General features: G+C 60.4%; 13 protein-coding genes. 9 read left to right on the top strand and 4 right to left on the bottom strand.

The window, feature by feature from the left end; translation table 11 throughout:
• Positions 1 to 19: 19 nt before the first annotated feature.
• Together PQR62_RS12060 and PQR62_RS12055 are read right to left on the bottom strand one after the other, a co-directional pair.
• Positions 20 to 1,759, bottom strand: a complete 1,740-nt coding sequence (locus tag PQR62_RS12060; RefSeq protein ID WP_408158162.1) for a ClcB-like voltage-gated chloride channel protein — start codon at positions 1,757 to 1,759, stop codon at positions 20 to 22.
• A 12-nt stretch (positions 1,760 to 1,771) separates the two neighbouring features.
• Entirely contained in the window at positions 1,772 to 2,125 is a 354-nt protein-coding gene (locus tag PQR62_RS12055) for a winged helix-turn-helix domain-containing protein (protein WP_408158161.1), read from the bottom strand.
• Positions 2,126 to 2,442: 317 nt separating this feature from the next.
• Here PQR62_RS12055 and modA point away from each other — a divergent pair, with 317 nt between their 5' ends.
• The 3 genes from modA to PQR62_RS12040 all read left to right on the top strand — a co-directional run bounded on the left by modA (position 2,443) and on the right by PQR62_RS12040 (position 4,651).
• The gene (modA, locus tag PQR62_RS12050; protein WP_408158159.1) at positions 2,443 to 3,213 is read left to right on the top strand and encodes a molybdate ABC transporter substrate-binding protein; all 771 of its coding nucleotides are present in this window, start codon (positions 2,443 to 2,445) and stop codon (positions 3,211 to 3,213) included.
• Between the two features lie 16 nt (positions 3,214 to 3,229).
• On the top strand, positions 3,230 to 3,904 hold the full coding sequence (gene modB, locus PQR62_RS12045; protein ID WP_408158157.1) for a molybdate ABC transporter permease subunit: 675 nt from the start codon (positions 3,230 to 3,232) through the stop codon (positions 3,902 to 3,904).
• Between the two features lie 69 nt (positions 3,905 to 3,973).
• Positions 3,974 to 4,651 carry a sulfate/molybdate ABC transporter ATP-binding protein gene (locus PQR62_RS12040; protein ID WP_408158155.1) on the top strand — a complete coding sequence of 226 codons (678 nt, stop codon included), beginning with the start codon at positions 3,974 to 3,976 and terminating at the stop codon, positions 4,649 to 4,651.
• Between the two features lie 157 nt (positions 4,652 to 4,808).
• Here PQR62_RS12040 and aceA read toward each other — a convergent pair whose 3' ends face one another.
• Positions 4,809 to 6,116, bottom strand: a complete 1,308-nt coding sequence (aceA, locus tag PQR62_RS12035; protein ID WP_408158153.1) for an isocitrate lyase — start codon at positions 6,114 to 6,116, stop codon at positions 4,809 to 4,811.
• 556 nt (positions 6,117 to 6,672) lie between these two features.
• On the opposite strand from aceA, the gene PQR62_RS12030 reads away from it, so the two are divergent.
• The 6 genes from PQR62_RS12030 to rbsK all read left to right on the top strand — a co-directional run bounded on the left by PQR62_RS12030 (position 6,673) and on the right by rbsK (position 15,034).
• Complete coding sequence (locus PQR62_RS12030; protein WP_408158152.1) at positions 6,673 to 7,203, top strand: PaaI family thioesterase; 531 nt, start codon at positions 6,673 to 6,675, stop codon at positions 7,201 to 7,203.
• A 329-nt stretch (positions 7,204 to 7,532) separates the two neighbouring features.
• On the top strand, positions 7,533 to 9,779 hold the full coding sequence (locus PQR62_RS12025; protein ID WP_408158150.1) for an FUSC family protein: 2,247 nt from the start codon (positions 7,533 to 7,535) through the stop codon (positions 9,777 to 9,779).
• A 379-nt stretch (positions 9,780 to 10,158) separates the two neighbouring features.
• Positions 10,159 to 11,088, top strand: coding sequence for a nucleoside hydrolase (locus PQR62_RS12020; RefSeq protein WP_408158148.1), 930 nt, complete (start codon positions 10,159 to 10,161; stop codon positions 11,086 to 11,088).
• Positions 11,089 to 11,196: 108 nt separating this feature from the next.
• Complete coding sequence (locus PQR62_RS12015) at positions 11,197 to 12,627, top strand: NupC/NupG family nucleoside CNT transporter (protein ID WP_408158146.1); 1,431 nt, start codon at positions 11,197 to 11,199, stop codon at positions 12,625 to 12,627.
• A 23-nt stretch (positions 12,628 to 12,650) separates the two neighbouring features.
• Positions 12,651 to 14,129 (top strand): dihydropyrimidinase, encoded by a 1,479-nt coding sequence (hydA, locus tag PQR62_RS12010; RefSeq protein ID WP_408158144.1) that lies wholly within the window; start codon positions 12,651 to 12,653, stop codon positions 14,127 to 14,129.
• Entirely contained in the window at positions 14,126 to 15,034 is a 909-nt protein-coding gene (gene rbsK / locus PQR62_RS12005) for a ribokinase (protein WP_408158142.1), read from the top strand. Before hydA ends, rbsK begins: the two co-directional genes overlap by 4 nt.
• Positions 15,035 to 15,136: 102 nt before the next feature.
• On the opposite strand, the gene metE is transcribed toward rbsK, so the two are convergent.
• Positions 15,137 to 17,548, bottom strand: coding sequence for a 5-methyltetrahydropteroyltriglutamate--homocysteine S-methyltransferase (metE, locus tag PQR62_RS12000; protein WP_408158141.1), 2,412 nt, complete (start codon positions 17,546 to 17,548; stop codon positions 15,137 to 15,139).
• Positions 17,549 to 17,600 lie beyond the last annotated feature (52 nt).

The raw sequence follows: 17,600 nt of genomic DNA, 5'->3' as shown, positions 1-17,600 counted from the left end.
GTAATAGTTACTTCCAGGCTTAACTGTTAGCCACGCGATCCAGCCTGAAGTAAGCATCCAGCAATGAGGTCTTGTAGACCGCGCCCAGCAGCAGCGGCTCTTCGCTACTCGCAATCACAGGCAAACGCTCGCCCTGATGATCGAGAAACAATTCCAGCGCTTCGCCCAGCGACATTTCGGGCGTCACTTCGTGCAGAAAATGGGGCCGCAGAAAATCCCTGGCGCGCTTGTCGCCGGCATCTTTCTTATCCATCAGGCAAGACGTGATGTCCTGCAAGGCCACGACGCCGCAGTAGTAATTGCGAGCGTCCACAATGTAGATATATTTGACCGGATATTTGAAGAACAGCGCACTCATTTCCGACAACGTCGCCTCAGTGCCCAGCACGGTTTCGGCCGGGCGGATCAGTTCGCTCATATGCGTCCCGCGCAGCTTCAGGCGCTCCTGCGCGTCGCGATGCCGCTTGAGCGTGATCTCGTACATGGAGCGGCCATCGATACTGCGTGCGATCACGTAGGCAACGACACAAGACAACATCAGCGGCAAGACCACCTGATAGCTGAGGGTCATTTCAAAGATCATCAGAATCGCCATCAGCGGCGCATTGGTGGCGGCCGCCAGAAAGGCGCCCATGCCGACCATGGCATACGCAAACGGTTGCGAGATCTGATACGGCAGCAAGGCATGCGCCATGTCGCCGAACAGGAAACCGGCAGCCGCCCCCACGAACAGGGTCGGCGTAAAAATACCGCCGACGGCGCCGGACCCGGTAGTCAGCGCAGTTGCCAGAATCTTGAACAGCGCCACCGACAATACCGCCGTCCACACCCAGTGCGTATGCAACAAGGAATTCACCACGCTGTAACCATTGCCCCAGACCTCGGGCACCTGCACCGAGATCAGACCGACCAGCAAGCCGCCGACGCCAAGCCGCACCGGCAACGGCAGCTTGGTCTTGCGAAACACCTGCTTGCTGAAATCAAGCAGACGCAAAAACTGCGGCGCCAGACAGCCCGCCAGAATCCCAAGCAGCACGAACAACAACAATTCGGGACCGGCGATTTCCGGGAAGAACGGCATTTCGTAGGCCGGTTTGTAACCCGGCAATTCGCGCATCGTAATATTGGCGACCACCGAAGCCACCACCACCGGGCCGAAGCTTTCCATCACCAGCGCGCCGAGCACGATCTCGGTCACAAAAAAAGCGCCGGCGATGGGAGCGTTGTAAGCCGAGGTAATTCCGGCGGCGGCACCGCAAGCCACCAGCAACCGCAGACGCGAAGAAGGAAAATGAGAGATGCGCCCGATCAGCGAAGCGCACAAGGCCGCCAGTTGCACCATCGACCCTTCGCGGCCGATGGAACCGCCGGAGGCGATTGTGGAGAGCGATGAAATACTGCGCAACAAGGTGTGCCGCACCGGAATCTGACCATCGCCGATCGCCACCGCTTCCATATAGTCGGAGCCGGCGCTGGCCGGCATGCGTTTGGCCCAGACCAGGAACAGGCCGGCCACAATGCCGCCGCAAGTCGGCAACAACACTCGCATTTGCCATGGAAGGCCTTTGGCGATTTCGACGAAACTGCCGCTGTGACCGGTCAGCAGGATCTGCAAACCGGCGATGCATTCGCGAAAAGCAATGGTCGCCAGCGCGCCGACAAAACCTGCTACCGCGCCCCACAAAAGCATGGAATGGGTTTCGGAAACGCGCAAGCCATTGATCAGGCGCAAGCGATATTTGAGCAAGAGATCGCGCATAGCCAGGCGGCCTCAGCCTTGATCCGACATGAGGGAATTGAGATGGGCGAGATCGGCGGAGATGGCCGTTTCTGCCTTCTTTTGCATGCGTTGATAGCGAGCCAGGACTTCCCGGCCCAGCGCGGTGATCACAGCGCCGCCGCCGCGTGCGCCGCCGGTTGCGGTTTCCACCAGCGGCGAAGCAAAACAGCGGTTCATTTCTTCCACCAGCAACCAGGCGCGCCGATAGGACATTTCCATCTCACGCGCACCGCCGGAGATTGAGCCGCTACGTTCTATCGCCTGCAAAAGTTCGGCCTTGCCGGGGCCGAAAGCAATACTTTCGCCCTGCATCACGCGTAATCTGACGGCCTTGGAATAAGTCATGCGCGAGATTGTAACAAGGCAGATGCAGATGGTCAGACAGAATTGTGGCGGATGCGACAGATTTAGCGGCCCGAGGTTAAGACGCAATACCGGATTGCAGTCAGCAAGGAGCCGGCAAGACCTGCGGTTGACGCTCGTTATATCCTTGCGTATATTCCGAATGCGATTTCAAAGCGCGCACGAAGGATGACGCCCGTGCGCGCTTTTGCATGTCTGCGAGGGCCATTTTCATGCGTCGGCAGAGCAAGACCGCAAGTACAGCGCAATCCTGCCGCCCTCGCCATCACATAATGAATCAGACTTCGAGGAAAACATCCATGTTCACCAAGACCACATTCAAGGCTGCCGGCAGCATCGCATTGGCCACAGCCCTGCTGTTTTCGGCCCCGGCCGCGCAAGCCACCGATCTGGTGGTGTCGGCTGCCGCCAGCCTGACCAACGCCTTCAAGGACCTGGCGCAGTCCTTCGAGCAACAGAATCCGGGCGTCAAGGTGATCACCAATTTCGGCGCCTCCGACATCCTGATGCAGCAGATCGTGCAAGGTGCGCCGGCCGATGTCTTCGCCTCGGCAGATCAGACCGCGATGGACAAGGCGGTCGCCGAAAAGGCCGTCAATGCCGCCACCCGCAAGAATTTCGCCGCCAACCAGATCGTGCTGATCGTACCGAACGACAGCAAGCTGAATCTGAGTTCGCTGAACGACCTGACCAAGCCCGAAGTCAAGCACATTGCCTACGGCAATCCGGCTTCAGTGCCGTTCGGCCGTTACACCAAGGTCGCGCTGGAACATGCCGGCCTGTGGGATCAAGTCTCGGCCAAGGGCGTGCTGGCGCAGAACGTGCGCCAGAGTCTGGATTACGTGGCACGCGGTGAAGTCGAAGCCGGCTTCGTGTTCGCCACCGATGCGGCAGTGATGCCGGACAAGGTCAAGGTCGCGGTGCGCATTCCTTCCGACTCGCCTGCGACATATCCGATTGCCCTGACCGCCGGCACCAAGCAGAGCGAACTGGCTGCCAAATTCCTGGCCTACGTGCTGTCGCCGACCGGCCAGACCGTGCTGGCGCGTTATGGTTTTCTGAAACCTTAAACTGCCAGGCTGCCTCATGCATTCAGTCTGGACACCGCTGCTGCTCTCGCTCAAGGTCGCGGGCTGGGCCACCGCGCTCAATCTGATCTTCGGCGTTGCAGTGGCTTATGGCTTGTCGCGCTGGCGTTCGACTGCACGCGACCTGGTCGACTCCATCCTGACCTTGCCGCTGGTGCTGCCGCCCACTGTTCTGGGTTATTACCTGCTGGTGCTGTTCGGACGCCGCGGCACTTTCGGCGCCTGGCTCGACAGCATAGGCGTGCAACTGGTATTCACCTGGCAAGGTGCCGTGGTGGCCTCCACCATTGTCGCGTTTCCGCTGGTATTGAAAGCGGCGCGCGCCGCGTTTGAAAATGTCGATGCACAACTGGAAGATGCCGCGCGCATATTGGGCGTCTCCGAGCTCGGCGTGTTCTTCCGCGTCAGCCTGCCGTTGGCGGCCAAGGGCATCGTCGCCGGCGTGCTGCTGGCATTCGCCCGCGCCCTCGGCGAATTCGGCGCCACGCTGATGATCGCCGGCAATCTGCCGGGCCGCACTCAGACCTTGTCGGTCGCGATATACGAAGCGGTGCAAGCCGGCGACGACGCCACCGCCACCATGCTGGTACTGATCACTTCGATCACCTGCGTGGTGGTGCTGATGGTGGCCGGACGGCTGGTGCCGAATCGCACGCCGCTGCCTTTGCGCTGATCTGAACACGACTAAAATGCGCCGTACCAAGGCACTCCGAAACCGACCAGACCCGACAGATTTTCCATCGTGAGCGTAGAAATCCAGATCCAGAAAGAATTGCGGGCGGGCGAGCGCAGCTTCCGGCTGAACATCAGTTTTGCCTCGGAAAGCCGGCGCATCGTGCTGTATGGCCCGTCGGGTTCAGGCAAGAGTCTGACGCTCAAGGCCATGGCCGGCCTGATGACACCCGACAGCGGCAGCATTCGTCTGCATCAGCGCCTGCTGTTCGACGCCCGGCAGCGGATCAATCTGAAGCCGCAACAACGCAAGGTGGCCTATCTGTTTCAGGATTACGCCTTGTTTCCGCATCTGACCGTAGCGCAAAACATCGCCTTCGGCCTGCGCAGCGGCGCCCTCAATCTGTCTCGCCCGACAGAGCATCCCTCGGTGCAAAAGTGGTTGCAGGCCTTCGATCTCAAGAACATCGCCGGCAATTATCCGGCACAGATTTCCGGCGGTCAGCGCCAGCGTGTCGCGCTGGCGCGCGCGCTGGTGCCGGAGCCCGACATCCTGCTGCTGGACGAGCCATTTTCCGCGCTCGACCTCTCGCTGCGGGAGCGCATGCGCAAGGAGCTCGGCGAGCTGCAGCAGCAATTGCAGGTGCCGATGCTGCTGATCACCCACGATCCGGCCGATGTGGAGGCCCTGGGTGAGGTCGTGTTCGACGTGCGCGACGGTGAAATTCAGGGCCAGCGCACACTGTGATGTTGAATGCGTCGGCGCGACACGGCGCACATGTTTGGACCTCGCCATATCAAATCTCGCCAGACCATAAAAAAAGCCGCACTCTTGTGAAGTGCGGCCTTTCTTACAGCGGGGATGTTGTCCCCTCTCTCCTCTCGCAATCTTTCACCTGAATTGATCAGGCCACTTTTCGATCCGCCTTTTGTTCGAAGAACTGTTCGTCCTCGGTGGAACCGTGCAGTGCAGTGGTCGACGACTGACCTTGCTGAATCGCCTGGGTCACCGCATCGAAATAGCCGGTGCCGACTTCGCGCTGATGCTTGACGGCGGTGAAGCCCTTTTCAGCGGCAGCGAATTCCGCTTCCTGCAGTTCAACGAAGGCCGACATCTGGTTACGGGCATAGCCGTGCGCCAGATTGAACATCGAGTAGTTCAGCGCATGGAAACCGGCCAGCGTGATGAACTGGAACTTGTAGCCCATGGCGCCCAGCTCGCGCTGGAATTTGGCGATGGTGGCATCGTCCAGATTCTTCTTCCAGTTGAACGACGGCGAGCAGTTGTACGACAGCATCTTGCCGGGGAACTTGGCATGAATCGCTTCCGCGAATTTTTTGGCGAAGGCCAGATCCGGCTTGCCGGTTTCGCACCAGACCAGATCGGCATATTCGGAATAGGCCAGACCGCGCGAGATCGCCTGATCGATGCCGGGGCGCGTCTTGAAGAAGCCTTCGACCGTGCGCTCACCGGTGACGAAAGGCTTGTCGTTGTCATCCACGTCGGAAGTCAGCAGGTCGGCCGCTTCGGCATCGGTACGCGCAATCACCAGCGTATTGGTGCCGGAAACGTCGGCCGCCAGGCGCGCCGCATTCAGCTTTTCGACCGCTTCGCGGGTCGGCACCAGCACCTTGCCGCCCATGTGGCCGCACTTCTTCACGGATGCCAGCTGATCTTCGAAGTGCACGCCGGCGGCGCCGGCTTCAATCATCGATTTCATCAGCTCGAAGGCGTTCAGCACGCCGCCGAAACCGGCTTCGGCATCGGCCACGATAGGTGCGAAAAAGTCGATGTCGTTCTTGCCTTCCGACCATTGGATCTGGTCGGCGCGCTGGAAAGTATTGTTGATGCGCTTGACCACCATCGGCACCGAATTGGCCGGATACAGCGATTGATCCGGATACATTTCGCCGGCCAGGTTGGCGTCGCCGGCCACTTGCCAGCCCGACAGATAAATCGCCTTCAGCCCGGCCTTCACCTGTTGCATGGCCTGATTGCCGGTCAGAGCGCCCAGCGCATTGACGAAGGGTTCATTGTTGATCAGATTCCACAGCTTCTCCGCACCGCGCTTGGCCAGCGTGTGCTCGATCTGCACCGAGCCGCGCAGACGCACCACGTCCTCGGCGCTGTAATTGCGCTTGATGCCGTTCCAGCGGGAATTTTCTGCCCAGTCGGTAGTGAGCGCCTGAATTTGTTGTTCGCGAGTTGCCATGGTAAGTCTCCTTTGAGGTCAAAAAATGAAGCCGGGAAAATGAACCTGAAACGAGCGAAAAGTAATTCGGAACACGTCGCATCGGCGCTCAAAATCACTTTGCACTGCAAATTCCATGACTTCATAGTAGACCTCGATGTGCGTAGCAACAATGTCTTATATAAGACATAAAAACATTTTTTTATTATTTATATTCAATCACTTAGACTATTAATTTTGCGATGCGAAACCATATTTCTGAAAATGAAAAATAATTTTGGTGCTGTGCAATCGCGTATTTCACAATGCAAAATGAAAACTGCTCATCGTGAAATCTGCCGATTATTTCTGTTCAATTTCGGCGCCGTGATCCAAGTCGACACGGCCAGGCTTACGAAAAAGTCTGCAGCCGATTGAATCTTGCATAATAATAGTCAGCTCGCGAAATCAATGAAATCCGCAGCTACAACAATGCCTGCAACTGCGGCGGCAAGGCCAGACACGGTGGCGACACCGTTTGCCTGGCTTGCGCCACGGCTGACTGCAACCGGCTGCGACACACAACAGGACTGAAACAATGACGACAAGAGAAGAGACGCTCGCGCTGTGGCATGCGCAAGAAAAAGAAGTCAGAGCCCGGCTGGCGGCGCCTGGAGTATCCACGCTGGCGGACCTGAAAGCCGGCAGCGGCATGGCGTTTCTGCAGAAAATCTGGGACGGCCAGTTGCCGTCGGTACCTATCGGCGAAACCCTGGATTTCATCCCGGTAGAAGGCGAACCCGGGCGCATCGTATTTCAGGGCACACCGGACAAGCGTCATTACAATCCGCTGGGCAGCGTGCATGGCGGCTATTTTTGCACCCTGCTGGATTCGGCGGTGGGCTGCGCGGTGCATTCGGTGCTACCGCAAGGTCTGGGTTATACGACGCTGGAGCTCAAGGTCAACCTGATCCGCACACTGACGGACAAGTCCGGGCCGGTGCGCGCTGAAGGCAAAGTGATTCAGGTGGGCAAGCAGGTCGGTATTGCCGAAGGCCGCATCCTCGATGCCGAGGGCAAGATTTATGCGCATGCCACCACCACCTGCCTGATTTTTCCTCTGCCCTGAATCAGAACCGCAGATATTCAAGCAACGGTGCGGGCGACTGGTCTGAGAGGCAACACGCCCAACCACTTAAGGCGCCGCAGTTTGTTGTTATATAGAAGCGGCCGGCAAGAGCAGGCAGCTTGCCGGCGTGGCCCATATCAAATCTGCAGTTCCATGCAACATTCAGCGTCATGCAGCGTCATGCGCTAACGCCTGCCAGCCCTGCCGATCGCCTCAATCGGCGGGTTCGGTTTCGAGGGCGGTCCGATCATCGGTTGTTTAATCCTCCAAGAAGGCACAAAATGGCGGCTACGAAAATTTAATCGCGCCGCAACGCGTCTATAGCCTTCATGCATTACGCCCTGGATATTCGTACGTTTCTGTTCAGTCACTATTTCTACACAGGGGTACGCATCGCCATCGGAGTGATCGGCCTGACCTTGCTGGTCTTCAACGTGGCCGACGACATGCAGGTCACGATGACGGTCTTCCTCGGTGCGCTCTGCACCAGCCTGATGGACTTGCCCAGTCCGCTGCGTCACAAATTCAATGAAATGCTGGCCGGCGTGCTGCTCTGTACGCTGGTCATGCTCATCATCAGCCTGTGCGCGCCCTTCCCCTGGCTGGTGAGCGCCATGATGGTGGTAGTCAGCTTCTTCGCCAGCATGATGGTGGTCTACGGCAAGAAAACCATGCCGCTGCAATTCGCAGCGCTGATGGTGATGACGCTGACCATGGAAAACCAGTTGCCGATCGGCGCGGCGATCATACACAGCTTCTTCTTCCTGTGCGGCGGCCTCGGCTATCTGGCCTATTCGATGGCGGTATCCTGGTTTTTGCGGCGCCGCATCAAGCAGCAGATTCTGGCCGAGGCCTTGTTCGAACTGGCGCGCTATCTGCGCATCAAGGCCGACTTTTACGATGTACGCAAGGATCTCACCGCCCAATTCAATCTGCTGGTGCGCCAGCAGATCGTGCTGGCCGACAAGCAGCAGGCCGCGCGCGACCTGATCCTGCGCGATCTGCACACCAAGCAGGATGGCCTGCTGGTGCAGGTCCACCTGAGCATGCTCGAGCTGTACGAGCAGATTCTCTCGACCCACGGCGACTACGCTTTCCTGCGCAGCCATTTCGGCGACAGCGACGTCATGATCTTCCTGCGCGATCTGGCCAACAAGACCGCCGAAGACATTGAGTCCATCGCCTACGCCATCACGCGCAAGCGCGAATCGACGCCAAGCGTCAACTACAAGGCCGAACTGCGCGCGATCCAGTATGAAATGCAGCAGTTGCAGCAAGACAATCAGGCCGGCAAGATTCCAGACGAGGCGCTGACCATCCTGCGCGTGACCTACAACAAGATCCGCGACATCATCGAACTGATCGGTCAGTTGCACCTCGCCACTTCGCGTCCGGTCGACCCGATTCCTATCCTGCCGGGTTCCGACATGACGCCGTTCATGACCCAGCAGAAATACAAGTTCGGCCTGCTGCTGTCCAACCTGCGCTGGCAATCGCCGATCTTCCGCTTCGCCATTCGTGTCGCGCTGGCCGTCACCACAGGACTGTGGATCTCCAATCACCTGCCCTACATGGCGCACGGCTACTGGATCGTGCTGACCATCGTCATCATCCTCAAACCCAATTTCAGCTCCACCAAGCAACGCATGGCCGATCGCCTGATCGGCACCGTCATCGGCTGTCTGATCACGGCGCTGATCCTGCGTTTCGTGCACAGCCAGGCCGGTCTGATGGCGGTGCTGTTCCTGGCCAGCGTCGCGGCACCGGCCTTTACCTACGTCAAATACCGCTATACCGCGATCGCCGCCTCGGTGCAAATCCTGATGCTGCTCAACCTGCTGCTGCCGGCCGGCCATCAGGGCGTGGTCGGCGAACGTCTGGTCGACACCATCATCGGCGTCATCATCGCCACCATCTTCAGCTACGTGCTGCCGAGCTGGGAATATCGCGACCTGCCGCGCCTGATGCGCGGCGTCCTGAAATCCGGCGAACGCTATCTCACCGCCAGCCGCGACATGCTGGAAGGCAAGGTCGGCGACGACTTCTTCTATCGCGTTTGCCGCAAGGGCTTCATGGACAGCCTGTCGGCCCTGATTTCGGCGCTGGTGCGCATGATGGATGAGCCGGTCAGCAAGCACCGCGCGGTCAAGGAAATCAATCGTTTCATCGTGCAGAATTATCTGGTCGCAGCCCACATCGCGGCCTTGCGCATACTGCTGCGCCGCCATGCCGAAGGCCTGCCGCGCGATGCCGTGAATGACATCGTCGAGCGCAGTTATCAGCAGGCCAGCGATCAGATCAGCACCGCTCAGCGTATTCTGGCGCCGGCCAAGATGCGCAAGGCCAAGGCCTCCGCCAGCGCGGTGGCCGTAGCCGACGCCGCCTCAGCCACCGTGCCGATGCCGAATGATGAACAGGTGCTGGTCGGCCCAATGCTGCCGGAGCAAGTATCGGTTGAGACCAGCAACTGGTCCGGCTGGCATACCCTGCAACGCCGCAGTGCTCTGCTGAACCAGGACTTACAGGAAATCGTCACGCAGACCGTGGCGATTCAGCGGGTCTTGCGCGAGCCCTGAAGCACTGGCTGGCGGCATCGTAGATGAGAACGGAAGCGCAGTGAGCGCCTGCACGACACCTGTATGACAGAGTCCATGTGATCAATCGCCCTGCTCTTTTCATCGCCCGCTCTCCGACGAAAAAATGCTTCGCAGATCGTGATTCACCACGCAGACTCGAAGCATTTTTAAAGCAAGCTGCTTTGCTTTTTCATCTTTAAAACGCAATCAAACCAGAAACCGGCACTATTCAGCTCCGCCGGTTTTTCCTGTTCTGCAAGCCACAATCGGCATGCTAAATTCCGCCGCTTCACATTGGGCCGGCGCGCAGTCGCGTCGGCCCGAGGATGCGGCGCCGGCCCCCGTGCGTCGTCCATCCCGCCCTTTTCGGAGACGAACCATGCGGCAAAAAGTAATTCTCGATTGCGATCCCGGCCATGACGATGCCATCAACATCATGCTCGCCTGCGCCAGCCCGGAACTCGAACTCATGGCGGTCACCACCACTTATGGCAACGTCAGCCTGGAGCGCACGACTTACAATGCGCGCGTGATCCGCGAGATGATAGGACACGACTTTCCCATTTGTGCCGGTGCTGAACTTCCGCTGATGCGCAACCGGCTCAGCGCTGAATCCTGCCACGGCGCCAGCGGCCTCGACGGCCCCGATCTGCCGAAACCGGTGCGCGATGTCGAACCCATGCACGCCGTCAATTTCATCATTGAATCGGTGTTTCGTTATCCGCATCAGATCAAGATTCTGCCGACCGGGCCGCTGACCAATCTGGCGCTGGCGATGCGACTGGAACCCAAAATCATTCCGCTGATTCAGGAAGTGGTGCTGATGGGCGGCAGCGTCGACGTCGGCAACTGGAGTCCGGCCGCCGAATACAACATTCTGTGCGATCCGCACGCCGCCCGCGTGGTCTTTGAAAGCGCGGCGCCGGTCACCATGTTCGGCCTCAATATCACGCATCAGGCCATCGCCTCGCCGGCGCGTGTTGACGCCTTCCGCAAGCTCGGCACCCGCAACGGCGAATTCGCCGCGGTATTGCTGGAGTTCTTCCGCGAGCATCACGAACAGCGCTACGGCTGGGACGGCGGTGCCTTGCACGACCCCATGACGGCGGCCTATCTGATCAAACCCGAACTGTTTGAATTCCGCGACATGCACGTCGCCGTCGAAACCCAGGAAGGCAGCAGCTACGGCCGCACCAACTGCGACTACTGGCGCGTGCTGGAAGCTCAAAAACGCAGCAAAGTCGGCGTCAAGGTCGATGCCGACGGATTCTTTGCGCTACTGACCGAGCGCATCGCCCGCTTTCCCTGATCCGCTTGCCGGGACGGCCGGGTAGCCGGCGATCAGTTCATTGCCCGCGCCGCCTCCCGCCGGTCTCCCATCAGCCGCCTACGCCCACGCCACCTTCATGCCGCGCCTATGTCCATTCTGAAAGCACTCATCTCGATCGCGCTGCTGTTGCTGCTCGCCTATGCTTTGTCGCCCGACCGGCGCCGCATCGCCTGGCGCACCGTGCTGCTGGCGCTGTTGTTGCAAAGTCTGCTATTCATCGTGATTTCATATATTCCGCCGGTGCGCGCCGCCTTTTTCAGCATCGGCGCCGCCTTCACCGCCCTGCTCGATTTTGCCGGCGTCGGCGCCCATTTCCTGCTGGGCAATCTGACCTCGGACAATTTCGGCCTGGTCAGGAATGCGGCCGGCGAAGTCAGCTTGGGCACCGTCGTCGCGCAAGACAGCAGCGAACAGTTGAAGCTGTTCGACTGGATCTATGCCTTCAAGGTCTTTCCCATCCTGATCTTCTTTGCCGCGCTCACCAGCGTGCTTTACCACTTCGGCATCCTGCAAAAACTGGTGGCGGCGATGGCCTGGCTGATGCGCCGAAGCATGCGCCTGAGCGGTGTGGAAAGTCTGGCGACCGCCGGCAATCTGTTTCTCGGCATGTCCGAATCGCCCTTGCTGGTGCGCCCCTATCTGAAGCACATGACGCAGTCGGAGCTGGCTTGCCTGCTGATCGGTGCCATGTCTTTGCTGGCCGGCAGCACGCTCGGCGCCTACGTCGGCCTGCTGGGCGGCGACAATCCGGTCGATCAGGCGCGCTTCGCCTCGATGCTGATTCTGGCGTCCTTCATGAACGCCCCGGCCGCCATCATCTTTGCCAAGATCCTGTTCCCTGAAAACCCTCAGCATTTGGCCGTTGCCATCAGCGCACGCGCCGGCATGTCCAGTTCCATGCACGCAAGCGACTCCGGCGAAGGCGAAGATACGCAGGAGCATGGCGCCGGCCGCTCCTTGATGACTGCCATCGTTGACGGCGCAATGGACGGCGTCAAGATGTGCGTCGCCAGCGCCGCGATCCTGATCGCCATCATTTCGCTGATTGCCCTGCTCAATGCGCTGACCCGCGATCTGGCGGGCGAGCTGCTGGGCGTCAATGCATGGATACGCACCAGCAGCGGCGGCGTGTTCGACGGCCTGACCTTTCAATATCTGTTCGGACAGATCATGCGCGTCGTGGCCTTCATGATCGGCGTCAGCTGGAGTGAGTCGCTGCAGGTCGGCAGCCTGCTAGGCACCAAGATCGTGATCAATGAATTCGTCGCCTACATCGAGCTGACCAGGATGCGCACCGCCGGACAATTGTCGCAGCACGCGGTATTCATCTCGACCTTTGCACTATCCAGTTTTTCCAACTTCGGTACGGTCGGCATCATGACCGCCGGCATCTCTGCGCTGGCGCCCTCGCAACGCGACACGCTGGGGCGCATTGGCCTGCGCTGCCTGCTGGGTGCGGTGCTGGCCGGTTTTCTGACGGCCAGTACCGCCGCCATGTGGACTTCCCTGGCTAACTGAAGATTGAAACAAGAGGTTCGACCATGAGCTGCAACAGCAACGTTCATTCCGCCATATCGCCCAGCCACATCGCCATTCGCGGCGGCACGGTGGTCAACGCCGACCACCAGTTTCGCGCCGACGTGCTGTGCCGCGACGGCCGCATCGTCGCCGTCGGCGAGCAGATCGAGGTGCCGGCCGGCGCCGCCATCATCGACGCCGGCGGCCAGTACGTGATGCCGGGCGGCATCGATCCGCATACCCACATGCAACTGCCTTTCATGGGCACGGTCACGGCCGACGATTTCTATTCCGGCACCGCCGCCGCGCTGGCAGGCGGCACCACCAGTATCATCGATTTCGTGATTCCGGCGCCTCAGCAATCGCTGCTGGAAGCATTTCACATCTGGCGCGGCTGGGCTGAAAAATCGGCCGCAGATTATTCCTTCCACGTCGCCGTCACCTGGTGGAGCGACAGCGTCGCTGCCGAGATGGAAACCCTGGTCCGACAGCATGGCGTCAACAGCTTCAAGCACTTCATGGCGTACAAGAACGCCATCATGGCCGACGACAGCGTGCTGATCAGCAGCTTCGCGCGGGCGCTGGAACTCGGCGCCATGCCGACCGTGCATGCAGAAAACGGCGAACTGGTGCATCTGCTGCAACAGCAATTGCTGGCGCAAGGCATGCGCGCGCCGGCGGCGCATCCGCTGTCGCGCCCACCGCAGGTCGAGGCCGAAGCCGCCGGCCGCGCCATCGCCATTGCCAATGTGCTGCAAACGCCGCTGTACATCGTGCATGTCTCCTGCGCCGAATCGCTGGCGGCGATTGCCCGCGCCCGCGCTGCCGGCCAGCGCGTCTACGGTGAAGTGCTGGCCGGGCATCTGCTCATCGACGACAGCGTCTACGCCAACCCTGACTTTGCCGGCGCTGCGGCCCATGTCATGAGTCCGCCGTTTCGCCCGGCCGAACATCAGCAAGCCTTGTGGAAGGGATTGCGCAGCGGCGACCTGCACACCACCGCCACTGATCACTGCACCTTCTGCGCCGGGCAAAAGGCCATGGGCCGATCCGATTTCACGAAAATTCCGAACGGCTGCGGCGGTGTGGAAGAACGCATGAGCGTGATCTGGGATGCCGGCGTCGGCAGCGGCTGGCTCACGCCTTCGGAATTCGTCGCCATCACTTCGGCCAATGCCGCGCGCATTTTTAATATCTATCCGCGCAAGGGCTCTGTGAGCGTAGGTGCGGATGCCGATCTGGTGGTGTGGGACCCGCTGGCCAGCCGCACCCTCTCAGCCGCCACCCAGCATTCGCTGGGCGACTTCAATGTGTTTGAGGGGCGTACAGTACAGGGTCTGCCCAGCCATACCATCAGCCGCGGCAAGCTGGTGTTCGAACGCGGCGAACTGCGCGCAGAACGCGGCGCAGGCCGCTATGTAAGACGGCCGCCATTCGCCCCGCAAAAACAGATCTTGCAAGCGCCGGGCAAGCACGACAAACAAGGGAGCAAGCAAAAATGATCGTCATCATCGGCAGCATCAACATGGATCTGGTACTGGAAGTGCCGCGCATGCCCTTGCCCGGCGAGACCCTGGCCGGCGGCCGCTTCCACACCGCGCACGGCGGCAAGGGCGCGAATCAGGCGGTAGCCTGCGCGCGCCTCAGCCGGGCGCCGGCGCAGACAGCCATGATCGGCTGTGTCGGCGACGATGCCTTCGGCGCGGCATTGCGCGAAAGTCTAACCAATGACGGCGTCGATATCCGCCATCTGCAGCAAGTGCCCGATACCGCCAGCGGCATTGCCGCCATCACGGTCGATGCTCAGGGCCAGAACAGCATCCTGCTGGCCGCCGGCGCCAATGCCGAACTGCATCCGCGCCACATTGATCAGGCCGAACAATTGCTCAGCCGCGCCAGCATCGTGGTGCTGCAGCTGGAAGTGCCGCTGGCCACCATCAGCCACGCCATCGAGCGCGCTCATGCGCTGGGCAAGACGGTGGTGCTCAATCCGGCGCCGGCAGCGCCGCTGCCGTCAGCATTGTTGAGCAAGGTCGATTACCTGATCCCTAACGAAATCGAAGCCGGCATGTTGCTAGGCACCAGTCTGGACGGCGGCGACATGCAGGCAGTGCAAGCCGCCGCGATCGCCCTGCAGGCGCAGGGCTGCCGCAATGTGCTGATCACGCTGGGCAGTCGCGGCGTCTATGCGGCGCTGGGCGAAACATGCGCGCACCATGCCGCTACCGTGGTCGATGCCGTCGACAGCACCGCCGCCGGCGATACCTTTATCGGCGGCTTCGTCACGGCCCTGTCGGAAGGCCAGACACCGCAGGCTGCCATTGCCTTTGGTCAGAACGCGGCAGCCTATAGCGTGGCCCGGCGCGGCGCGCAGACCTCGATTCCTTACCGACGCCAGATCGCTTGATCCGCACATGCGTGCATGTGCGCGTGTATGCGTTTGCATGCGATCCTCAACAAAAAGGGCCGCCTGAGATGGCGGCCCTTTTTTCATTGCAGACTTAGCACCTCACTCGGCGTGACTGCAGCAGCTTTCGCCGGAATGTATGCCGGAGCCTGCAGCAAGCGTCTGCGCCGGCGATGACAGCTTCGCCTGCCCCGTGTCAGCCTTTGCCGAGCGCAATTGCCTTGCCGCCGCCACCATGTTGGCCAGCGCCGCATAGGTCTCGGGCCAGTTGCGTGTCTTCAGGCCGCAATCCGGGTTGACCCACAGACGCTGATCGGGAATCACGCCGCGCGCCTTCTGCATCAGGCGCACCATTGCCGCGACCTCGGGAATACGCGGCGAGTGAATGTCGTACACGCCGGGGCCGATATCGTTGGGATACGCGTACTCACCGAAGCCGTCCAGCAACTCCATGTCGGAACGCGAGGTTTCGATGGTGATGACGTCGGCGTCCATGGCTGCGATCCAGGGCAGGATGTCGTTGAACTCCGAATAGCACATGTGCGTGTGAATCTGCGTCTCATCCTGTACGCCGGCTGCGCTGATGCGGAAAGCGCGCACCGCCCAGTCCAGATACTCGCGCCAGTCGGCGGCTTTGAGCGGCAAGCCTTCGCGGAAGGCAGGTTCGTCGATCTGAATCATGCCGATGCCGGCCTTTTCCAGATCCACCACTTCATCGCGCAAGGCCAGCGCAATCTGCAGCGCGGTGGTCGAGCGCGGCTGATCGTCGCGTACGAAGGACCATTGCAGCATCGTCACCGGGCCGGTCAGCATGCCCTTCATCGGTTTCTCGGTCAGGCTTTGGGCAAACTTGCTCCAGCCTACCGTCATCGCTTCGGGGCGATACACGTCGCCATAGATGAAAGGCGGCTTCACGCAGCGCGAGCCATAGCTCTGCACCCAGCCGTTGGCGGTGAAAGCGTAACCCCACAATTGCTCGCCGAAATATTCGACCATGTCGTTGCGCTCAGGCTCGCCGTGCACCAGCACATCGAGGCCCAACTCTTCCTGCTTGTCCACCACCAGACGGATTTCATCGCGCATCTTTTCCAGATAATCCAGATGGCCAATTTCGCCGCGCTTGTAGGCCGCACGCGTCTGGCGGATCTCCGCCGTCTGCGGAAAGGAGCCGATGGTGGTGGTCGGGAAAGCCGGCAATTGCCATTTCTTTTGCTGGGTCGCGATACGCTCGGCAAAACCCGAGTGGCGCTCGGCATCGGCCGCCGTCACGCCTTGCAGGCGCTTTTGCACCAGCGCGTTGTGGATGCGTTCGGAACTGTTGCGCGCAGCACGCGCGGCACGCGCCAGATAGAGTTTTTGCTTCAACACTGCACCACCGTCCTCGCCTTCGCTCCTTCCCAGCGCATCCCTGAGCAGCACCACCTCGTCCAGCTTCTGCACCGCAAATGCCAGCCAGCTTTTCAGCTCGGCATCCAGCTTGTTTTCATTCGCCAGATCGACCGGCACGTGCAACAGCGAGCAGCTTGATGCAATCCACAAACGCTCACCGAGTTGCGCCTGCGCCGTCTGCAAGATCTGCAGCGCGTGGTCGACATCGGTGCGCCAGATATTGCGGCCGTCCACCACGCCCAGCGACAACACCTTGTCTTGCGGCCAGCCGGCTATGAATGCAGCCAGTTGCTGCGGCGCCCGCACCAGATCCAGATGCACGCCCGCCACCGGCAAACCGCTCAGCAATTCAGCGTGCGCGGCCACGCCGTCGAAATAGGTCGCCAGCAGCAAGGAAGGAATCGATTGCGGCTCCACCGCCAGCGCCGAATACACCGGCGCAAACGCACGCCGCCATTGCGCGTCCAGCTCCAGCGCCAGAATCGGCTCATCGATCTGCACCCATTCCACGCCGGCCGTCTTCAGCTTTTGCAGCAGCGCCTGATAGGCCTTCAGCACGCGCGGCAGCAAGTCCAGCTTGTGCGACAGGCCGCTCTTGATCTTGCCCAGATACAGCAGGCTCAACGGCCCGAGCAGCACGACCTTGGCCTGTGCCTTGCCGCCTTGCCGCAGCAGGGCCCGGGCTTCGGCGATTTCATCGAACAGCCACTCGGCGCCGCCGTCGAAGCCGACATCGGCAGTCCATTCCGGCACCAGATAGTGATAATTGGTATCGAACCATTTGGTCATCTCCATCGCGAAGTTGACCTGGTCGCCGCGCGCCAGCGTGTAATAGTCGGCCAGCGTCAGCCGTTGCGCATCAAAACCGAAACGGGTCGGCAGCGCACCCAGCAGCGCCAGCGTATTCAGCACCTGGTCGTACCAGGCGAAATCGCCCACCGTGATCAGATCCAGACCGGCATCGACTTGCGCCTGCCAATGGCGCGCCCGCAGCGTGCGGCCGGTCTCTTGCAGATGCTGCAAGGCCGCGGCATCGCCCGGCTGCTTCCAGAATGCTTCCATTGCAAACTTCAATTCGCGCTGTGCGCCTATGCGCGGAAAACCCAAAACGTGTGCCACTGCCATGCCGACCTCCGGTATTCGTCAAAATGATCTGGAATCTGAAAGCCGCATTGAT

Origin of the sequence: Herbaspirillum lusitanum (genome assembly GCF_046025995.1) — a bacterium.
GTDB classification, from domain to species: Bacteria; Pseudomonadota; Gammaproteobacteria; order Burkholderiales; family Burkholderiaceae_D; genus Herbaspirillum; species Herbaspirillum lusitanum_A.
Note: the sequence above shows the minus strand (reverse complement) of the source record. Positions and strands in the feature narration are given on the sequence as shown.